The sequence below is a fragment of the Kribbella sp. NPDC056951 genome (assembly GCF_042674205.1).
Taxonomy (GTDB): domain Bacteria; phylum Actinomycetota; class Actinomycetes; order Propionibacteriales; family Kribbellaceae; genus Kribbella; species Kribbella yunnanensis.
The window spans coordinates 34,172-53,420 of record NZ_JBHUQZ010000015.1; the positions used below are offsets into that span (position 1 = coordinate 34,172).

Annotated in this window: 18 protein-coding genes; 12 read left to right on the forward strand and 6 right to left on the reverse strand. The window is 67.0% G+C overall.

Going from position 1 to position 19,249, the window contains the following annotated elements:
• Position 1 precedes the first annotated feature (1 nt).
• Together ACFTSF_RS36610 and ACFTSF_RS36615 are read right to left on the reverse strand one after the other, a co-directional pair.
• Positions 2-1,393, reverse strand: a complete 1,392-nt coding sequence (locus ACFTSF_RS36610) for an extracellular solute-binding protein (RefSeq protein ID WP_344144055.1) — start codon at positions 1,391-1,393, stop codon at positions 2-4.
• Positions 1,394-1,575: 182 nt separating this feature from the next.
• Positions 1,576-2,571, reverse strand: coding sequence for a hypothetical protein (locus ACFTSF_RS36615; RefSeq protein WP_380159605.1), 996 nt, complete (start codon positions 2,569-2,571; stop codon positions 1,576-1,578).
• Positions 2,572-2,682: 111 nt separating this feature from the next.
• Between ACFTSF_RS36615 and ACFTSF_RS36620 the strand changes: the two genes are divergently transcribed.
• The 12 genes from ACFTSF_RS36620 to ACFTSF_RS36675 all read left to right on the forward strand — a co-directional run bounded on the left by ACFTSF_RS36620 (position 2,683) and on the right by ACFTSF_RS36675 (position 15,668).
• Positions 2,683-3,276: a TetR/AcrR family transcriptional regulator gene (locus ACFTSF_RS36620; RefSeq protein WP_380159607.1), complete on the forward strand. Its 594-nt coding sequence runs from the start codon at positions 2,683-2,685 to the stop codon at positions 3,274-3,276.
• Positions 3,277-3,473: 197 nt separating this feature from the next.
• Positions 3,474-4,709 carry an MFS transporter gene (locus tag ACFTSF_RS36625; RefSeq protein ID WP_380159609.1) on the forward strand — a complete coding sequence of 412 codons (1,236 nt, stop codon included), beginning with the start codon at positions 3,474-3,476 and terminating at the stop codon, positions 4,707-4,709.
• Positions 4,709-5,884 carry a radical SAM protein gene (locus ACFTSF_RS36630; RefSeq protein WP_380159611.1) on the forward strand — a complete coding sequence of 392 codons (1,176 nt, stop codon included), beginning with the start codon at positions 4,709-4,711 and terminating at the stop codon, positions 5,882-5,884. Before ACFTSF_RS36625 ends, ACFTSF_RS36630 begins: the two co-directional genes overlap by 1 nt.
• Before the next feature lies 1 nt (position 5,885).
• Positions 5,886-6,140, forward strand: coding sequence for an acyl carrier protein (locus ACFTSF_RS36635; RefSeq protein ID WP_344144043.1), 255 nt, complete (start codon positions 5,886-5,888; stop codon positions 6,138-6,140).
• Positions 6,137-7,321 carry a hypothetical protein gene (locus ACFTSF_RS36640; RefSeq protein WP_380159613.1) on the forward strand — a complete coding sequence of 395 codons (1,185 nt, stop codon included), beginning with the start codon at positions 6,137-6,139 and terminating at the stop codon, positions 7,319-7,321. The genes ACFTSF_RS36635 and ACFTSF_RS36640 overlap by 4 nt, the downstream gene beginning before the upstream one ends.
• Positions 7,311-8,282 carry a Gfo/Idh/MocA family oxidoreductase gene (locus ACFTSF_RS36645; protein WP_380159615.1) on the forward strand — a complete coding sequence of 324 codons (972 nt, stop codon included), beginning with the start codon at positions 7,311-7,313 and terminating at the stop codon, positions 8,280-8,282. The genes ACFTSF_RS36640 and ACFTSF_RS36645 overlap by 11 nt, the downstream gene beginning before the upstream one ends.
• A complete protein-coding gene (locus tag ACFTSF_RS36650) occupies positions 8,279-9,178 on the forward strand; it encodes a phosphotransferase family protein (RefSeq protein ID WP_380159617.1) in 900 nt (299 codons plus the stop codon). Before ACFTSF_RS36645 ends, ACFTSF_RS36650 begins: the two co-directional genes overlap by 4 nt.
• Positions 9,175-10,200, forward strand: a complete 1,026-nt coding sequence (locus ACFTSF_RS36655) for a hypothetical protein (protein WP_380159619.1) — start codon at positions 9,175-9,177, stop codon at positions 10,198-10,200. The genes ACFTSF_RS36650 and ACFTSF_RS36655 overlap by 4 nt, the downstream gene beginning before the upstream one ends.
• On the forward strand, positions 10,197-11,327 hold the full coding sequence (locus tag ACFTSF_RS36660; protein WP_380159621.1) for a condensation domain-containing protein: 1,131 nt from the start codon (positions 10,197-10,199) through the stop codon (positions 11,325-11,327). The genes ACFTSF_RS36655 and ACFTSF_RS36660 overlap by 4 nt, the downstream gene beginning before the upstream one ends.
• Positions 11,328-11,402: 75 nt before the next feature.
• Entirely contained in the window at positions 11,403-12,182 is a 780-nt protein-coding gene (locus ACFTSF_RS36665) for an ABC transporter ATP-binding protein (protein WP_344144028.1), read from the forward strand.
• Positions 12,182-14,659 (forward strand): ABC transporter permease, encoded by a 2,478-nt coding sequence (locus tag ACFTSF_RS36670; protein WP_380159623.1) that lies wholly within the window; start codon positions 12,182-12,184, stop codon positions 14,657-14,659. The genes ACFTSF_RS36665 and ACFTSF_RS36670 overlap by 1 nt, the downstream gene beginning before the upstream one ends.
• A 52-nt stretch (positions 14,660-14,711) precedes the next feature.
• Positions 14,712-15,668, forward strand: coding sequence for a hypothetical protein (locus ACFTSF_RS36675; RefSeq protein ID WP_380159625.1), 957 nt, complete (start codon positions 14,712-14,714; stop codon positions 15,666-15,668).
• Between the two features lie 384 nt (positions 15,669-16,052).
• Here ACFTSF_RS36675 and ACFTSF_RS36680 read toward each other — a convergent pair whose 3' ends face one another.
• Genes ACFTSF_RS36680 through ACFTSF_RS36695 form a run of 4 tightly spaced genes read right to left on the reverse strand, consistent with a single transcriptional unit; the run spans position 16,053 to position 19,249 of the window.
• Positions 16,053-16,844 carry a class I SAM-dependent methyltransferase gene (locus tag ACFTSF_RS36680; RefSeq protein WP_380159627.1) on the reverse strand — a complete coding sequence of 264 codons (792 nt, stop codon included), beginning with the start codon at positions 16,842-16,844 and terminating at the stop codon, positions 16,053-16,055.
• 55 nt (positions 16,845-16,899) lie between these two features.
• The gene (locus tag ACFTSF_RS36685) at positions 16,900-17,514 is read right to left on the reverse strand and encodes an NADPH-dependent FMN reductase (RefSeq protein ID WP_380159629.1); all 615 of its coding nucleotides are present in this window, start codon (positions 17,512-17,514) and stop codon (positions 16,900-16,902) included.
• Between the two features lie 58 nt (positions 17,515-17,572).
• Positions 17,573-18,223 carry a DedA family protein gene (locus ACFTSF_RS36690; RefSeq protein WP_380159631.1) on the reverse strand — a complete coding sequence of 217 codons (651 nt, stop codon included), beginning with the start codon at positions 18,221-18,223 and terminating at the stop codon, positions 17,573-17,575.
• A 42-nt stretch (positions 18,224-18,265) separates the two neighbouring features.
• On the reverse strand, positions 18,266-19,249 hold the full coding sequence (locus tag ACFTSF_RS36695) for a LacI family DNA-binding transcriptional regulator (protein WP_380159632.1): 984 nt from the start codon (positions 19,247-19,249) through the stop codon (positions 18,266-18,268).

Sequence of the window (19,249 nt, forward strand, 5' to 3'; positions counted from 1 at the left end):
GCTACTGACCGGAGGTCGTCTTGTCCTTACCGACAATGCCTTCGACCGCTTCGTCGTAGTTCTTCGCGGCTTCGTCCACCGAGGACTGCCCGGTCATCACCGCCTCCATCGCGGTGATGATCTCGTTCGAGACCTTCGGGTACTCCGCGTACGCCGGCCGGTAGACCGTGACCGACACCAGGTCGGTGAAGAACTGCGTGCTCTTCGACGAGCTCTTGTAGCCCTCGTCCGCGGCGACATCCTTCCGTACGGCGATCTGTGCGCCGTCGGTCGCGTACTTGGCCGCGTTCTTCTGGGTCTGCAGGGTCTTGATCAGGTTCCAGGCCGCGTCGGGGTTCTTCGACTTGGCCGGGATCGCCCAGGTCCAGCCACCGGAGAGGCTGACCTTGCCCTTACCGCCACCGTCCTGGGTCGGCATCGCGGTCTGGCCCATCACCTCGGTCCACTGCGGCCACGGCTTGGCGCCGGTCTTCTGCCAGTTGCCGTAGATCCAGGAGCCGTCGAGCGCGATCCCGAGCTTGCCCTCAGGGAGCAGTTCGGTACCGACCTTGCTGCCCATGTTCGGGTCCAGCGCCTGCTTCGGCGACGGGCCGATGCCCTCGGTGAAGACGGTCTTGATGAAGTTCAGCGAGTCCTTGAAGCCCTTGCTGCCAACGACCCACTTCTGCTGGTCATTGTTGTAGAGGGTGTCCTTCGTGCCGTACAGGAGCATCTCGAAGCCCTGCATGGCCGAGGCCTCACCCATCGGCTTGCCGGAGTAGACGTTCAGCGGGGTGACACCGGGCACCTTGGCCTTGATCGTCCGGGCCGCACTCAGTACGTCGTCCCACGTCTTCGGCTGCCAGTCGGCCGGCAACCCGGCCTTGGCGAAGATCTGCTTGTTGTACCAGAGCGCACGCGTGTCGGTGCCGTCCGGTACGCCGTACGTCTTGCCGTCCAGCGCCTTCGCCGCGCCCTTGGCGGTGTCCTCGAACTGGCTCCACTGGTCCCACTTCGAGATGTACTCGTCGAGCGGCCGCAGGTAGCCCGCCGTGATGTCCGAGTTGATCAGGAAGGTGTCTTCGTAGACGACATCCGGTGCGGTGTTCGGCGACCGCATCATCAGCTGCAGCTTGGTGTAGTAGTCGTTCTCACTCGCCACGATGGGGAGGATCTCGACCGTCGAACCGGGGTTGGCCGCCTCGTACTCGGTCTTCACTCCGGCCAGGAAGGTCTTCATGGTCGTGCCCGGGCCCCATTGCTGGTAGGCGATCTTGATGTTCGCCGGGCCACTGCTCTGACCACCGGATTCCGGCTGCTTGGTGGTCGACCCCTGACTACAGGCCGACACCGCCAGCAGCAGCGCGGATGCGACCAGTGCACCGGCCGCCTTGAAACGCTTTCTTGTCACCATCAGGTCCACCTTCGGGCAATCGTTGTCATCCCGGTACCACGACCCAAACAGAGGGGGCTTTTGGCGAACTTAGGAGGCTGACGGCCGTGAAGTCAATGGGTGACAGACAACGTTGTCCGAGCTGCCAAGCGGTAACGCGGTGACCTTGTCATAACAATCAGGTCACCGCGCCGAAACATCGTTCAGACGGTAACGGGCGAAGCCTCGTGACGACCATGGACGAAACGTTGCGACCGCATCGCGCCCAGACCACAGAGCGCCAGGCCGAGGGCGAGCCACGCGCCCAGTACGACGAACGCCGTACCGGAGCCTGCGCCGTCGAAGAAGCTCACGGAGCGCAACGCCGTACCGGCGGCTCCCGGTGGTAGCAGCTGACCGAGCGTGCCCCACCCATCGGGCAGCATCTCCGGCGCACTCGTCAGTCCGGACAGCGGATTGCCGAGCAGCATCATCACCGCGGCCCCGACTCCGAGACCGGCCAGTCCGAAGAGCCATTCCAGTCCGAGCAGCGTCAGACTGATCGCGGCGATCGATAGCGCGATCACGCTGGAGTTCGCGAGGTAGTTACCTTCGAAGGATCCGAGCCAGAACTGCAGTACGGCGGTCAGTGCGAGCCCGCCCGTGATGGCCAGGCCGACGGCCCCGATCATCCGGCGGCTGCCGCCCGACACCCGCATGGTCAGCACGGCCGCGGTCATGATGCCGCCGATCACCAGCGGAAGCGCACCGGCAGCCAGACCAGCACCTCGCGGGTCATCGGTGGGGAGCGGTACGACGTCGGTCACCTTGGCCGGGTGTTCCGGCGACAACCGAGTGGCCAACTGAGCGAGTAGCTGGGCGACCACCGGCCCACCGGCCGAGGCGGTCAGCACCTCGGGCTGCGCCGGGTCGAGCACGATCGCGCCGTACACCTCGCGGTCCTCGATCTTCTGCGCAGCGGCGGCCCGGTCGGCCACCTGGGTGATCTCGAACCCGCCCGGCATCGCCTGCTCCAGCCCGGCCTGGACCTGACCGATGGCCTGGCTCGGACCGGCCACTGCGATCGGTACGTCGCGCGGCGCGGACCGGGCAGCCGGCCACGCGAACGCGATCAGCAGCACGGTGAGCACGGCGGTGAGCAGCAGAACGATGGCAACCAGGGGCGGCTGGCGGTGCTCGGCCGGCGCCTCAGCAGTCATGAGCGGGACTCCTTCTCGAACTAAAACCGAATGACCGTTCTTTATTGATTCCGAGCCTGGCGCAGGATGGCTCGCTTGTCAAGAACGGACATTCGTTTTAAGTTTCGCGGTATGCCGAAGGTGACCGAGGAACATCGCATCGCCCGCCGCGCCCAGATCGTGGCGGCCGCGCGGTCCTGCGTTCTCGAGCAGGGTTTCCACAAGACGACGATGGCCGACGTGATCGCGGCCTCCGAGCTGTCCGCCGGCGCCGTCTACGGCTACTTCAAGAGCAAGGAAGAGATCGTCGCGGCGATCGCCGAGGAGGCCCTCAGCGCCGTCGACGAGCTGTTCGAGAAGGTCCTGGTCACCGATGGGCCGGTGCATCCGGCGATGGTGCTCGAGCGCGTCCTGAATCACATCGCCGAGATCGCCGACCGGCCCGGCGGCGACGTCACCCGGATCGGGGTGCAGGCCTGGGCCGAGGCGCTGCGCAACCCGGTCGTGATGGAGATTGCCGGCGGCAAGTACCGGATGCTGCGCACCCGCTTCACCGAGGTCGCCCGTCGCGCCCAGTCCGACGGCACCATCGACGCAGGAGTCGACCCCGAGCACGTCGCCCAGGTCCTGTTCGGCTTCGTGCCCGGCTTTATCCTGCAGCGCCTGATCATCGGCGACGTGTCCCCCGAGACCTACACCGCCGGACTCCGCGCGATTCTGCGCTAGCTGAGTCGAGTCTGCTCAAGTCATCAGACCTCCCAAAACTGAGAGTCCGTCCCACTTGCCCCGCGCAGCGACGAATTCATGAAGGAGGTCTTGAGTCGCGCGACCTACCCGGTTAAGTTGTCCGAGCACTTCATTCAGGACCTGAAGAAAGGCGAGCTCGGCCGGAGACAGCCAACCGACCGCTGGGGAGTCGACGGGTGCGCGGACGAACGATCACACAGACACGGCCGGATGCTGATCTGGCGTGGTACTGGAGCAGCCAGACGGCGAGCTTCGTCGGTGACCGGCTGACCGGTTTCGCCGTTCCCAGTATCGCGATCCTGACGCTGAACGCGTCCAGCGCCGAGGTCGGCGTACTGTCCGCGCTGGGCTGGTTCGCCTACCCCGCGTTCGGGCTGGTGGCCGGAGCTGCCCTCCCCCACGTGCCGCGCCGCCGCGTGATGATCACCGGCGAGGTCATCCGGTTCGCCGCGTTCGCGACGATCCCGTTGGCCGCAGCGCTCGGTGGAGCCGGGATGGGCCAGCTCTTCGTGGTGGTCGCGGTCGCGGGTATCGCGATGGTGTTCGTCGACGTCGCCAGCCAGTCCTACCTGCCCGCACTCGTCTCGGCAGACCAGCTAGTCGGAGTCAACGCCAAGCTGCAGAGCTCGGACAGCGCCTCCAAGCTCGTCGGTCCCGCACTGGCCGGTCTGCTCCTGCGCACCACCGGTACGACGGTTGGTCTGTTCCTGAGCGCGTTGCCGTTCCTCGCCTCGGCGTACGGCCGGACCCGGATCACTGCGGTCGAGCAGCCGGTCGAACCCGCCACGGAGCCTTTCCTGCAACGGATCCGGACCGGCTTCGCGTTCGTGCGACACCACCCGGTACTGCGTCGACAGGTCGGAGCAGCCGCGGTTCGAAGCTTTGGCTCCGGCATGGTCGACGCCGTACTGCTCCTGTTCGCGTACCGCGTTCTCGGGCTCTCCAGCCTCGCTGGCGGCCTGCTGATCGCCGCAGGCTCGGTCGGCGGCCTACTCGGCGCTTTCGTGGCCAACCGTCTCGCCAGCAAGCTCGGTACCCGCCGAGTGCTAGTGCTGACGAGTATGGAAGCCCTGTGCTGGTTGGCGATTCCACTCTGCCTCGTGACAACACCTGCGATCGCCCTGGTGCTGATCCGCGTACTCGCGGGCGGTTGGCTGCCGGTGTGGAACGTCGTGACGACCAGCGTCCGTCAGCAGGTCACTCCGGCCGCACTGCAGAGCACAGTGCACGCAACCGCCCGCACGCTCACCTCGTCGACCGTTCCGCTCGGGGCGCTCACCGGCGGCTTCGCCGGCGGCGTACTGAGCTCTCACCTCGGGGCCGCGACCGGTCTCGTCCTCGTCCTGGCGACGGGAGGTGTGATCGCCGGAAGCAGTGCCCTACTCGTTGCCACCGAACCACGGGAGGTCTGATGCGCCCCACCACGACCCGCACCCTGAACACCAAAGAGTTCGCCGACATCCTGCACACCGTCTCGATCCGGTCCAAGGCTCGCAAGAACCTGCTGACCGACCCCGAGTACGCCGCTCCGCTGCCGCAGGAGGTCAGTCTGCAACTGACCTACCGCTGCAACCTGCGCTGCACCCACTGCTACCAGTGGAACGAGCAGGGGTTCTTCCGCGACTTCAGCTCCGAGCGTCAGCGCACCGAGCTGGACCTGTCCGTCATCGAGGACGTGCTCCGTACGACGGCCGACGTACGGTCCAAGCTGTTCCTGTGGGGCGGCGAACCGTTGATGCACACGAAGTTCGACGAGGTGGCGAAGCTGCTGGAGCAGTACCCGCGGACCGTGAACATGTGCACCAACGGACTGCTGTTCAAGCGCAAGGTCGACGACCTGCTCCGGATCGGTGAGAACCTCAACCTCCTGGTCAGCCTGGACGGTCTGGGCGAGGACCACGAGGCACTGCGTGGCCGCGGCACGTTCAAGCGGACCATGGAGAACATCCAGATGATGCTGGACCTCAAACGCGAGGGAAAGTGGGACGGCGAGCTTTCGCTGTCCTGCATGGTCTCCCACGTCACCGTGCACAAGATGTACGAGTTCATGGAGTGGGCCGAGGAGCTGGGCGTCAACACGGTGTACTTCCAGTTCCCGTGGTACATCAGCCCGTCTGTGGCTGAGGCAATGGACCGGCTCTACGAGCAGTCGTTCGCCTGGCTGCAGCCGAACACCGGTACCAAGAAGCCCACCTGGCACTCGTACACGTACCAGCTGCCGGAAGAAGAGCTGCCCGCGCTGCGCGAGTCGATGGCCCGTCTGGCGTCCCGCGCCTGGAACGTGCGGCTGCGCTACCAGCCGCAGCTCGAGGACGACGAGGTCACCGACTTCATCCTCGGTACGTCGCGCCCGGCGCAGCACCGCAGCAAGTGCCTCGCCGTCTCGAACCGGATGGAGGTGCACGCCGACGGCGCAGTGAGCTCCTGCAAGTTCTTCCCGGAGTTCGTCGTCGGCAACCTCTACGACCAGTCGGTCAACGACCTCTGGCAGAGCCAGTCGTTCCGTGAGGTCCGCCGGATCATGTCCGAGAACGGAATGATGCCGGTCTGCTCGAAGTGCATCCTTCTCTACCTGAACGGAGTCTGAGGTGACCATCGAAGACCGCGTGAAGCTGGTGCTCGCCAAGGTGCTCGACAACGGCACGACCGCCGAGGAGATCGGCTCCGGCGCCGACCTGGTCGAGGAGTACGGTCTGGACTCGCTGCAGACGATCACGTTCCTGCTGGCGATCGAGGACGAGTTCGACCTCGAGCTCGACTACCCCAACCTGCAGCTTGACGATCTGCGATCGGTGCGGCAGTTCAGCACCTTCGTGGAGCGGCTGGCGACTCCCGTGCAATGACAGTCCGCTTCGGGACCTTCGACGCCGAGACCTGGTGGCGGCCGCCTGACCTGGCCGAGCTGCCGTCGGTCGGCGGTGGCGATCCGGCCGTCGGCGCGATGGACGAGCTGCTGCTGGGCTTCTGCGCGCCGGACGACCTGCTGATCACTCGGTATCCGATCCACCCGGACGTCCTGGCCGGTCATTCGGTGCGGAGTCTGTCAGTGGCCGACCCCGATCCCGGCCCGGTCGAGCGGTTCATCGATCCGGAGCTCGTGCACGGCGCCGACGTTGCGCCGTACGCCGTCCTGCCGGATACCGCCCGCCTGGTCGGCGCGAGCCTGCCGTCGAGCGAGGTCGTTGCCCTGGTCAACTCCAAGACCTGGTCCAACGACCTGGTGATCGAGCTCGGCCTCCCCGGCGCGGGCCGCGTCGTCCGCTCACCGGAGGAACTCGTCACCGCCGTCACCGAGCTCGACTTCCGAGCCTTGGTGAAGGACCCGTACGGCGTTTCCGGTCGTGCGCTGCTCCAGATTTCCACGCCCGGCGTGCTGCGCGCGGTCGAGCGTGTACTGCGCAAACAGGACCGCCGGGTCGAGCTGCTCGTCCAGGAGAAGCTGCCCAAACTGCATGACTTCTCGGGCCACTTCCAACTGCATCGCGACGGTACGGCGGAGTTCCTCGGCCTGCAGCAGATGACCAACAAGGGCTTCCGCCATCTCGGCTCGCACCGACCGCCGCCGGCCCTGGTGGACGAGGGCTGGTACGCCGAATCGCTGGCCGGTGTCACCGATGCACTCGCGAAGGCGGGGTACTGGGGACCGGTCGGCGTCGATGCGATGCTGCTCGCCGACGGAACCGTCGTACCGGTCCTCGAGATCAACGCCCGGCAATCCCTCGGTCTGCTCACTCTGCATCTGGATCGGCGGACCGAACTGACTGCCCACCTGTGGCAGCTCGAACTGAATGTTGCTCCAGGCAAGGGAATTACCGACGTGCTGACCGCCTTTGACGGTCTGCTCACGACCGGCGATCGGCCCGGCGTACTGGTGCTGAACGGCAGCACCCTCGCCGCGCCCGGTGGCCGTGTCTACTTCGCGATCTTCTGCCACACCGAGGAGCTCGGTTCCTGGCAACACCGCCTGACGGCCGCGGTCGACGCCGCCGGCCTGACACCACGAGGGATGACCGATGCCGCTTGAGATCGGGCTGATCGGAGCCACCGGGATCGCTGCCCGCACCATGCTGGCACCGGCCACCACCGCGAACGCCCATGTCCGGGCAGTCGCCGCCAGTGACGCCGTACGGGCCAAGGAGTTCGCCAATCAGCACGGGATCGAGGTCGTGCACGAGAACTACGCGGCCCTGCTCGCCGACCCGGCTGTCGAGGCCGTCTATATCTCGCTGCACAACTCGGCACACCACCGCTGGGCAGTCCGCGCGGCCGTCGCCGGCAAGCATGTGATCGTCGAGAAACCGCTGTGCCTCACCGCCGACCAGGTCGCCGAGCTGGAGTTCGCCGCCAACGGCACCGTCCAGGTGACCGAAGCCGTCGCGACCGCCAACCACGAGTGGCAGCAGGTGGTTCGCTCATTCATCGACGACAGCCGGTACGGCGTACTGCGTTCCGTCCGCACGCGGATGACGTTCGCCGAACCGGTGCCCGGCGGCTACCGCGATCAGCCCGAACTCGGCGGCGGCATCTTCTACGACTGCGCCAGCTATTGGCTCCAAGCGATCCAAGCCACCGTCGGCCTCGATTCCGAAACCGACGCCGTCGAGGTAACCGGCGAGTCCGCGTTCGACGGCCCCAACGGAGTCGACCGATCCTTCGTCGCCTCCCTCCACTGGCCCGACGGCGCAACCGCCACCCTGCATTGCGAAACCGGGCCCAACCACCTCAGCGAACACCTCTTCGAGTTCGAGGAAGCCACGGTCAAACTCCGCAACTTCCTCCGCCCGGTCCTAGGCGCTGTCCCCCTCAACCTGGTCATCACCCCCACCAACGGCAACCGCGAAGTCATCAGCTTCGCCCCCGTCGCCTACTACGAACGCCAACTCACCAACTTCGTCAACGGCACCTCAGACCTGGCCGAAGCCATCCCCCGCATAGAACTAATGGACGCCATCTACAACGACGCCCGCCGAAGGGCCACCTCATGAGCCGCCGCCCCGCGCCGCGCCCTCTCGACCCCGCCTACGTCACCACCTTGCTCACCAATGCAGGCCGAAACCCTGCGGCCCTCACCGCGGTCACGGAGCTCGCCGACGGCACCTACAACAGCGTCTACCTGCTCAACCATGCCGACGGTGACCTCGTGCTGAAGATCGCACCAACCGGCCCCGGGCTCACGCACGAGCAGGACCTCATCCAGACCGAGGCCATCTTCTACCGAGCAGCACAGGGCAAAGCACCAGTCCCCGAAGTCGTGCACTCCGGAACCGACTTCCTGCTGATGACCGCCCTCCCCGGCGTCACCCTCAACAGCGTCTCCGGCGAACGAGCGCAGTACCGGCGTGAACTCGGCGGCATCGTCTCCACCCTCCACGAAGTCACCGGCACCGACGGCTTCGGCTATCCGCAACGCGGCCTCAAAGACTCGTGGAGCAAAGCGTTCCTAGGCATGTTCGACGACATCTTGGCCGACGCCGTCCGGTACGACGTCGCGCTCCCACCCAAGGTGTCCCGCCAACTCGTCACCGACCGCACCGCCCTGCTCGACTCGGTCCGAGTCCCCAGGCTGATCCACTTCGACCTCTGGGACGGCAACATCCTGGTCGAGGACGGCCGCGTCAGCGGCCTCATCGACGGCGAGCGTGCGTTCTGGGGCGACCCGGTTGCGGAGTTCGTCTCGCTGACCCTCTTCAGCGACGTGGACACTGACCTCATCACCGGGTACGGCGCCGACATCAACCGCGAACGCCTGTCGCTCTACCGCGTCTACCTCTACCTGATCATGCTCATTGAAGGCACCCCGCGCGGTTACACCGGCCCCGACCACGAAGGCCTGGTCAAACTGGTAGAGCGGCACCTCGCCAAAGAGCTGGCAGCGCTGTGATCGAGATCCTCACCTCCGGCGTCGCGCTAGGAGTCCACGTCCCAGGTCTCCTGCTAGCCGACCGCATCCGCGAACAAGGCGGCCAAGTCTCCGTCTCGGTCCTGGAACGCCTCATGCCGGCCAAGACCCTCGAAACCACAGCCCAGTCCAAGCTAGCGTTCCACCGCGACTTCCGAGTCGCCATGGCCGGCCAGAAGCTCGCCGGCAACGCCTCCCGCGCGGCAGACCCTGCAGCTGTCGAGAAGCTCTTCAAAGACTGGCAGTCCCACGGAGTGACCCGGTTCATCGTCTTCTCCGGCTTCTGGCTCACCCTCCTCACCGACTACCTCGAACACCACGGTCGGGTCGACGTAGACATCTGCCATGTGGACTCCGTCATCTCCCCCTCATTCCAGAAGGTGGGCACCCCGCCGTACCCAGTCCGCCACGTCAAGCTCGCAGATGCGGACGCAGGCACGATTCCCTGCAGCATCCCGGTCAGCCGCGACGCACCGCTCGCTTGGACCGACCGCGACCACCGGCTGCTGGTACACGGCGGTGGCTGGGGCATGGGCACCTACCGCGAGTACGCCGCCGAGCTAGGCGCCGTGGGTTTCGCCCTGGACGTGGTCGCCTACGAGAAGCAGGACCTGACCTCAGACGGCGTTCGCTACTTCATGATCGACCCGGACTGGCATCCCTGGCTCGATGACGGCTATCCGCCGTTCGGACTAGCCGGTGAGGCGTTCGAGCAGCGCACTGGCCACCATGGCTCGTTCGACCTGTGCCGACAGGCCTTGGCCACCGTGAGCAAGCCCGGCGGCGGCACTCTGCTCGACTCGCTCTGGTCGGCAACCCCACTCGTCCTCCTGGAACCCTTCGGCGCCCACGAACAGCGCAACGCCGACCTGTGGATCTCACTCGGCTACGGCATCTCCTTCGAGGACTGGGCACGTAAGGACTTCGCAGTCGACGTACTGCAAGAGCTCCACGAGACCCTGCTCAAGGCGGAGGTGTCTGACTACTCGGAGGAGCTGCTGTGAAGACCTCGCTGTGGCAGACGTTCGCACTGCATCTCGACGACAAGCGACCGGGGTTCGCCCGAGGACCGTGGTTCACCATGAACGCCGTACTCGAGCTGGACGGCGAACTGGATCACAGCGCCCTCGCAGCAGCCTTCGACGAGCTTCAGCGCCGGCACGACGTACTGCGCACCCAGATCGTCGACCACACCCAGCTGATCCACTCCGCGCCAACTGCCGAGCTGGAGCTGGTGGATGCGGTCGAGACCCACGCCGAGGTACCGCTCGCAGCACCAGTCCGGCTGCGGTTGGCCGGAAACCGGCTAGCACTCCACCTGCACCACATGGTCGCCGACCCGGTGACACTCTGGACCGCCTTGGACGAGCTGGCGACCCTCTACTCCGCCCAGCTGACAGGTGCCGCCGTACCGCAGCCTGCCGCGCAGTACGCCGACTACACGCTCAACGAGGCCGCACTAGTCGACCGCCAACGCGGTCCAGCGACTGACTGGTGGCAGACCCGCATCACCGACGCCAAGCCGTGCCCGCAACCACCAGTCCAACCAGCCAAGCCATTCGCCTACCGCGAACAGCTCCTCACCACGACCGAGCTAGCCGCCATCGACCAGCGGACCCTGCAACAACGCAGTACGCCGCTCGTCACCCTGCTCGCCGCACTGGCCGCCGGAATGACGCCGTACGTCGGAGCTGGTGAGACCCTCGTCTTCGCCACCCTGTTCAGCAAACGCGACCGTCCGCAGTGGCAGCGCGTTCTCGGCCCATGCATCGTGCCGTCGGTCCTCGCAATCCCCCGCGACGGCGACATCGCCGCCGTACGCGAAGCTGTCGTCGGCTGCAGCCGCTACGCCCGCTTCCCCATCCTCGAAGCCGACGTGCCGCCCCGGTCCCCCTTCTTCGAATACGTGCCCCAGAACTGGCCGTCCGGTTACGACTTCGGCCCCATCCACGCCTCGGTCGCCGCCGTGGCCGGGCCCAAAGACACCGGCCTGGCCGACATCCTCGGCATCCGCCTCCGCCCCACCACCGACAACACCCTCACCGGCCACTTCAGCGGCGACGGCACCGACTGGACCGAGCCCCTGGTGTCCCAGGTCTGCGCCGGTCTGCGCAACCACTTGCTGTCCTGAGGTGGGGTTTGCACCACCATCGACCACGGCTCAGCACCCTGGGGCGGGGCGCGGCGGATCCGTAGCGTCCTGAGCATGACGAAGAAGCGGCAGGATGCCGTGCTCCCGAGCGAGCACTCTGTGGTTCTCCAGGACGTACGACGGGTCTACGGCCGCGGTGGCAATACCGTCACCGCGCTCGACGGGGTCAGCATCGGATTCGGTCGCGGCACGTTCACCGCGGTGATGGGGCCGTCGGGATCCGGTAAGAGCACGTTCCTGCACTGCGCCGCCGGTCTGGACCGGCCGACGTCGGGTTCGGTCCTGATCGACGGACTGCCGTTGGCTGGGATGAAGGAGTACCAGCTGACGGAGCTGCGCCGCGAGCGGATCGGGTTCGTGTTCCAGTCGTTCAACCTGCTGCCGGCGCTGACGGTCTGGCAGAACGTCGTCCTCCCGCAGGAGCTGGACGGTCGTCGCCCGAACAAGGCCGCGGTGCGCGAGGTGCTCGAGCGGGTCGGCCTCAGCGACAAGCAGCGGAACCGGCCCGGCGAACTGTCCGGTGGTCAGCAGCAGCGCGTGGCGATCGCCCGCGCCCTGGTCGCCCGCCCGGCGGTGATCTTCGCCGACGAGCCGACCGGCGCCCTCGACACCCAGACCGCTGCCGACGTCCTCGAACTGCTCCGCGAACCGGTTCGCACCCAGGGCCAGACCGTCGTGATGGTCACCCACGATCCGGTCGCCGCGTCGTACGCCGACCAGGTCGTCTTCCTCGCTGACGGCCGCCTGGCCGGCAGCCTGATCGCCCCGACCGCCGAGCAGGTCGCCGACCGGATGACGCACCTCGGTGCGCGCGGGAACCTGGCGGTGGCCTGATGATGCGGCTCGCCATCCGCACCTTGCGCTTCCGCAAGGGCGGGTTCATCGCCACCTTCATCGCGGTCGTCTTCGGTACGGCGATCGTGATGGCCTGCGGCGGTCTGATGGAGACCGGGATCCGCTCGAACGTCGAACCCCAGCGCCTGGCCGCGGCCCCGATCGTGGTCACCGGCCAGCAGTCACACAAACCGCCGGGCGCCGACGAGGACACCGACGCGTTCGTACTGACCGAGCTGGTCGGTGTGCCGGTTGACCTGATGACCAAGCTGCGCGCGGTCGAAGGGGTCACGGGAGTGATCGGCGACCGCAGCTTCACCGCACCGCTGGTCACGCCATCCGGGCCAGTCGTTGCCGAAGGCCACAACTGGGCGAGCGCTGCGTTGGCGCCGTACAAGCTGGTCAGCGGCCGCGCGCCTCGCGCCGGCGAGGTTGTCAGCACGACCGGCCGCTTGGGTTCTCGAGTGAGCGTGCTGGTGAACGGCGTGCCGGAGCGCTTCACAGTCAGTGGTATCGCCGCGGCGCCGGCCGGTCACACGTTCTTCAGCGAGACCGACGCCGCCCGGCTCAGCCGGATGCCCGACCGGTACGCCGACGTCGGCGTACTGGTTGCCCCCGGCACCGATATCGACGCGGTCAAGGACCGGATCGAGGCGCTCGGGAATCTGACCGCATCGTCCGGTGTCGACCGCGGTCTCGCCGAGCACCCGGGAACCACCGGCCAGCGGGAGGCGCTGATCGCGATCGCCGGTTCGTTCGGCGGGATCGCGGTGATGACGATGATGTTCGTGGTCGCGTCCACGCTGGCGTTGTCCGCCCAGCACCGCGAGCGCGAGTTCGCCCTGCTACGCGGCATCGGTACGACGCCCGGTCAGGTACGGCGGATGATTCTCGGCGAAGGCCTGCTCGTCGCCCTCCCGGCCGTTGTCGTCGGCGTCCTGCCCGGGATGGCGCTCGGCCGGTTCCTGTTCGACCAGCTCGCTGAGCATGGTGTCGCCTCGTCGGTGATCTCGTTCTACCAAGGGCTGATTCCGTTCGCGGCCGGTGCCGGTGGAGCGATCCTGGCCGTCATCGGTGCCGCGCTGATCGCGGCCCGCAAGTCGGCCAAGATCAAGCCTGTCCAGGCATTGATGGAGTCTTCGCTGCAGCGCAAGTGGTTCAGCTGGGTGCGATTGATCGCCGGACTGCTGTTCCTCGGCGGCGGTCTCGCACTACTGATCGTGACCGCAACCGTGATGGTTGGTCCGCTGGCTGGTGCGACCGCTGGACCGTCGGTGTTGTGCTGGGCGATCGGTGTTGCGCTGCTCGGTCCGTTCTGGACCAAGGCCGTGCTGCTGCTCTGGCGTTGGCCGGTTCAGCTGTTCAGCCGGGTCAACGGCCGGCTGGCGATCCGCAACGTCTCGGTCCGCTCGGTCGCGATGTCGGCCGCGGTGATGCCGGTGATGCTTGCCGTCGGCATCTCGACCGCCAACCTCTACATGCAGACCACCCAGGTCGACGCCGCCTCCAAAGCCTTCACCCGCGACCTCAACGCCGACGTCGTCCTCACCTCGGCGACCGGCATGTCACCGCAACTCGTGCAGCAGATCCGCGCCGTACCAGGTGTCTCCGGTGCGTCGGCGTACGTCCGCAGTACCGGCGTCATCGACGAACCCCGCAACGCCCCCTTCGACGACGACGGCGCCCCACTCGTCGGCGTCGACGCTCAAGACGCGAACGGCCCGGCCCCGGTCCGCCTCACCGCCGGCTCGCTCACCGCCCTGACCGGCTCAACCGTCGCTCTCCCCGAATACGTCGCGCAGAAGATCAACCGGGGCGTTGGATCGACCATCACTGTGACCATGGGCGACGGCACCTCCGTGAAGCTCCGAGTGGTCGCGACGTTCGCCGCCGAACGCGGCTACGAAAGCATCGTCCTCCCCGCAGCCCTCGTCACCGCCCACACCACCGACGGCCTCGTCCGCCAGATCCTCGTCCGCACCGACCCCGGCGCCCGCCCGGCCCTGACAAAACTCGCGGCCGCGCATCCCGGCGTACAGGTCGCTGATCGTGAGGCTCTGGTCAGCGCCAACGCCGAAGACCAGAAAACCCAAGCCTGGGTGAACTACATGCTCGTCGGCATGCTCATCGCCTACACCGCAGTCTCGGTAGTCAACACCCTCGTCTCCACCACCCTGCGCCGGCGCCGAGAGTTCGCCCTCCAACGCCTCACCGGCTCCACCCGCTCCCAAGTCCTCCGCATGCTGACCGCCGAAGGCACGCTCATCACCCTCTCCGGCATCACCCTAGGCACCCTCGTTGCCCTGGCCTGCCTACTCCCCTTCTCAGCCAAGGTCGCCAACGACCTCCCCACCGGCCCCCTCTGGATCTACCTGGTAATCATCGGCACCGCCGCCCTCCTCACCTTCACCTCCACCCTCGTCCCCGCCCTCACCTCCCTCCGTCACTCCCCCACCCAACCCACCCACGCCGACTAGTTATCCACAGGCTGTCCTGCACAGGTACGCCAACTGGCTCATGCTGGGGTGGATGGAATGGTGGTGGCACCAACAACTAGCCAACGAAGGAATCCAGGAGCTGATCCGGTCCCAAGACCGGATCGTCTCCCGACTCCAGCTACTCACCGCCGGCTGGTCAACCGACCGCATCCGCCAGCCGGTCCGCAACCACCGGTGGCAAACCGTCCACCCCGGCGTCTACGCCACCCACACCGGCCCCATCGGGTACGACGAGCGTCTGCTGGCCGCCCTCCTGTACGCCGGCCCGGACGCCGCGTGGAGCCACTACACCGCAGCCGAACAACTCGGCCTCCTCAGGCCCTCTCCCGATCGACCGGTCTACGTCACCATCCCCGACCACCGCCGGGTGCACCAACGCCCCGGCCTCCTCATCCATCGCGACGTCCACTGGGCCGACCGGCTAGCGCGAGCCGTCCCACCCCGCCGTACCCCGGCCCAAGCAGTCCTCGACATCGTCGGCATCACCCGAACCCTCGACCAGGCAGCCGCGATCATCGCCGAAGCGTGCCAAAGCGGCCGGGTACACCCCACCGACATCGCCACCGCACTCACCACCCGAGGCCGCCTCCGCCACGGCGGCTCCCTGCGCCCCATCCTCGCGGACGTCGCCGCCGGCTCACACTCCCTGCTCGAACTCCGATACCACCGCGACGTCGAACGCCGTCACAAGCTCCCCACCGGCCACCGCCAACGCGCCATCGACCGCGAGTTCACCGACGTCCACTACACCGGCTTCGGCCTCGACGTAGAACTAGACGGCCGATTCCACCTCGTCCCGCACCAGCGCTGGCGAGACCTGGACCGCGACAACCGCGCCACCCTCCGCTCCGAAACCACCTTGCGCTACGGCTGGTTCGACATCACCAGCAGACCATGCGCGGCCGCCGTACAAGTCCTCGCCGTCCTCCGCCGCACAAACCCCGCCCTCACCGCCAGCCCGTGCTCCCCCGGCTGCCCAGTGCGTTAGTCGGAACATTTTCGGCGCCACGACCCGAAAATGCTCCGACCAACGGCTTGGCCGGGCAACGGACTCGGCCGACGACGTGCGTGGGTGGTTGCTCGCCGCACCGGCCGACTAAAAGGAAAGGGTGGCTGGGCGATCCGGTGGCTGGGCTGGATGGCGAGGCCGCGACCGAGGCGCGACGTTGCCTGTGGCTGACGGGCTTGGGTTGCTCTCCGGGCAGCGCAGTTAGTCGGAACATTTTCGGCGCCACGACCCGAAAATCTACCGATTAGCGCTACATCCTGTGGCTCAGCCACAGCCCGGAAGCCCAGGCGAGGGGAAGTCGGTCGCAACCTCGCCATCCGGCTCAGCCACAGACCTGCCCGCCATCTTGCTTTGTCGGCCGCTTTAGCGGTCGAGTGGGCGCGTGGCGCGGCAGGTTAGCAGCAGGGGGATGGGGTCGCCGGGGAGGTGCCAGAGGCCGTCGGGAGTGGGGACCATGGTGGGGCGGCGTTGGCGGAGGTCTACTGGGTGTTCGTCTAGGCGGTTGATGTGGAGGCCGGCGTCGATGAGCGCGTTAAGCAGACCGCTGATGGTCCAGGGCCAGGTGGTTTGGGTGTGGGTGGGGAGTTCTTGGCCGGTGTAGCTGGCGGTGACCTGGACTTCTCGGGGTTGGGTGCGGAAGTACGACGACGTGATGCGGAGGTCGTCGTCGATCTGCCCCTGTTGCGGGTGGAACTCGCCGACGAACAGCACACCGCCTGGGCGCAGCAACCGCGCGACCACACGCGCCCATTCCGGTAGATCGGGTAACCACATCAGTACGCCGTACGTCGCGATCACGATGTCGTACTGCTCCTCCAGCACGTCGGCCGCGTCGTACACGTCCGCCTGCACAAACCGCGCCGCCAACCCGACCTCGTCCGCCAACTCACGAGCCGCCGAGATCGCGGCGGCCGAGAAGTCCAACCCGGTCACCTCAGCGCCGAGTCGGGCCCACGACAACGTGTCGAGACCGAAGTGGCACATCAGATGCAGGAGCCGCTTACCGCGTACGTCGCCGAGCGCCTCCAGTTCGAACGGTCGCAGCGAACTCCCGCCGGCGCGGAAACCGTCCACGTCGTACAGGCTGGCGCCACCAGCATGCGCAAGAGCCCGCAGGTCCCAGCCGGCCCGGTTCCCCTCCACCCGCTCATCCATACCGGCCACGCTAGGTCCCGCCGGCACCGCGCGCGACGGGAATTGCCCCAAAGGGTCAGCGCAGCGGGGTTGGTTCGGCGACGGGTTGGAGGGCGATGGTGGTGGCTTGGATGATGCCGGCGTTGGTGCGGAGCCAGCTGGCGAGGACGACCTGGAGGTCTTCGAGGTCGCGCTCCTCCAGGATCACGCCGGGCACCGGCACACTCGCGCCAAGCTCAGCCAGGACCGGGCGCAGATGCTGATCGGCGAGCAGCTTGTGACTGGGCGCGGCTGACACGGTCACCGGTACGACGACCGCTCCGGCGAGCGCCTGCGGTGGGAGCACGTCCAGGAAGCTCTTCAGCAGCCCGGTGTAGCTCCCCTTGTAGACGGGCGTCGCGATCACGAGCACCGACGCCGACGCGGCGAGCTCGATCGCGCTGTCGAGGGCGGTCCGATCCGCCTCGGTCGCGGTCTCGCCCTGGAAGATCGCCGGGGCGATCGTGACCAGGTCGACCAGCTCGTCGATCCGGTACGGCGTTCCTAGCTCGGAGGCGAGTAGTTCGGCGACCGAGGCCGCGGCGGCCGCCGTACGGGAGCCGGCCTTGGGGTTGCCGACGACGGTGACCACGGACTGCGGCCAGACCGGTGGATCCGGGACGATCTTCGGTTCGAACGCGGTTGAGGGCATCTGACCCAGCTCCTGACCATCGGCAGTGATGGATCGAGCGTAATCAAAGTCCAGCCCGCTACTTGACTTTCTCAGATACTGAGCTTCGGGCCCGCAGCTTGACAATCACGAACCAGGCGACCGCGGCGATCGCGCCGCCCAGCACGACCCACTGAAAGACTCCGATCGACGACTCCACCACGTGCCAGCGCTCGCCCAGCTGGTACCCGGCCACGATCAGCAAGGTGTTCCAGATCCCGCTCCCGATCGTGGTCAGCAGCACGAACAGCGGCACCGACAACCGCTCCACCCCGGCCGGTACCGAGATCAGGCTTCGCACGACCGGGACCAATCGCCCGATCAGCACCGCCTTCGCGCCGTGCCGGTTGAACCACTCCTCGGCCTTGTCGACGTCGTCCACCTTCACCAGCGGCAGTTTCGCGGCGAGCGCGCGGGTCCGATGACGGCCGAGGCCCGCGCCGACGCCGTACAGGGCGAGGGCGCCGACCACCGAACCGAGCGTGGTGAAGATGATCGCGGCAACCAATCCGAGGTCGCCCCGGCTGGCCGCGAACCCGGCCAGCGGCAGGATCACTTCACTGGGCAGTGGTGGAAAGAGGTTCTCCGCGGCGACCGCCAAACCAGCACCGGGCGCACCCAGCTTCTCCATCAGATCGATGGCCCAGCCTGCGATACCCGTCGGTTCCTCGGCCGCTTGGAGAGCAGTCATGCGGCCAAGGTACCCATCAGGGACAACCCTGAGTCTGCGTTCTTAACGCACCCGCGGTACGGCGGTCGAGTGCCGGCGGACGACCGTCGCCTTCACACCAACGGATTCCGGCCCCGAGGTGTCGAGCAGCCGTGAGATCGCCAGCTCACCGACCTGGGCGCTCTGCCCGGTGACAGTGGTGAGCCCGGGATGCACGAGCTCGGAGAGGATGTCGTCGTGCCCGGTCACACTGACGTCCTCAGGCACGGCCTTGCCCCGCCGACGCAGTCCCTCGACCAAACCAGCAGCCAGTACGTCGTCGAACGCCATCACCGCGGTGATCCCCAGCTCGATCACCTGATCCGCAGCCAGTACGCCGTCCGCGTACGTACCGTCGGTCGGATCAAGTCGCACCAGCTCGACGTCGAGCGCCCGGGCCCGGTCGGCCACCGTACGTGCACGCTGCTTGTTCGACCACGACCCAGCCGGTCCCGGCAGATATCCGACACGGCGATGCCCTTGCTCGACCAGCTCGTCCAGCAACTCGCGCAGCGCCGACCGGGAGTCGGTGTAGACGCTCGGGATGCCTTCGACGATCCGGTTGACCAGAACCAGCGGAACGATCCCACTGATCTCACGGATGTGTACGGCGCTCATCCGCGGCGCGCACAGGATCACCCCGCGGCTCTGCTGGGCGAACTGCTCGCACACCTCCCGCTCGATCTCCGCGTTGTCGTCGGTGTCCGCGACGAAGATGCCGGTCTGGTGACCGCGCGACACCTTCTGAGCGGCCTTCAGCAGGGTGGTCATGTACGGATTCGAGATGTCCGGGACGACCAGCCCGATATTGGGCGACGTACCGGTGATCAACGAACGCGCCATCACGTTCGGCGTGAACCGCAGCCGCTGCGCGACCTCACGAACCCGATCCGACGTTTCCGCCGAGATGCGGCCGGGGCTGGAGAACACCCGGGAGACCGTGGAGATCGAGACTCCGGCGACCTTGGCAACGTCTTTGAGAGTTGCGGGCTTAGTTCTTGGTGTCAT

What these genes read in the sequence shown, in the direction of transcription:
- ACFTSF_RS36615 (WP_380159605.1), bottom strand. Translation starts at nt 2,571, where the DNA reads ATGACTGCTGAGGCGCCGGCCGAGCACCGCCAGCCGCCCCTGGTTGCC.
- ACFTSF_RS36620 (WP_380159607.1), top strand. Translation starts at nt 2,683, where the DNA reads ATGCCGAAGGTGACCGAGGAACATCGCATCGCCCGCCGCGCCCAGATC.
- ACFTSF_RS36650 (WP_380159617.1), top strand. Translation starts at nt 8,279, where the DNA reads ATGAGCCGCCGCCCCGCGCCGCGCCCTCTCGACCCCGCCTACGTCACC.
- ACFTSF_RS36665 (WP_344144028.1), top strand. Translation starts at nt 11,403, where the DNA reads ATGACGAAGAAGCGGCAGGATGCCGTGCTCCCGAGCGAGCACTCTGTG.
- ACFTSF_RS36670 (WP_380159623.1), top strand. Translation starts at nt 12,182, where the DNA reads ATGATGCGGCTCGCCATCCGCACCTTGCGCTTCCGCAAGGGCGGGTTC.
- ACFTSF_RS36630 (WP_380159611.1), top strand. Translation starts at nt 4,709, where the DNA reads ATGCGCCCCACCACGACCCGCACCCTGAACACCAAAGAGTTCGCCGAC.
- ACFTSF_RS36640 (WP_380159613.1), top strand. Translation starts at nt 6,137, where the DNA reads ATGACAGTCCGCTTCGGGACCTTCGACGCCGAGACCTGGTGGCGGCCG.
- ACFTSF_RS36690 (WP_380159631.1), bottom strand. Translation starts at nt 18,223, where the DNA reads ATGACTGCTCTCCAAGCGGCCGAGGAACCGACGGGTATCGCAGGCTGG.
- ACFTSF_RS36675 (WP_380159625.1), top strand. Translation starts at nt 14,712, where the DNA reads ATGGAATGGTGGTGGCACCAACAACTAGCCAACGAAGGAATCCAGGAG.
- ACFTSF_RS36680 (WP_380159627.1), bottom strand. Translation starts at nt 16,844, where the DNA reads ATGGATGAGCGGGTGGAGGGGAACCGGGCCGGCTGGGACCTGCGGGCT.
- ACFTSF_RS36695 (WP_380159632.1), bottom strand. Translation starts at nt 19,249, where the DNA reads ATGACACCAAGAACTAAGCCCGCAACTCTCAAAGACGTTGCCAAGGTC.
- ACFTSF_RS36685 (WP_380159629.1), bottom strand. Translation starts at nt 17,514, where the DNA reads ATGCCCTCAACCGCGTTCGAACCGAAGATCGTCCCGGATCCACCGGTC.
- ACFTSF_RS36610 (WP_344144055.1), bottom strand. Translation starts at nt 1,393, where the DNA reads ATGGTGACAAGAAAGCGTTTCAAGGCGGCCGGTGCACTGGTCGCATCC.
- ACFTSF_RS36645 (WP_380159615.1), top strand. Translation starts at nt 7,311, where the DNA reads ATGCCGCTTGAGATCGGGCTGATCGGAGCCACCGGGATCGCTGCCCGC.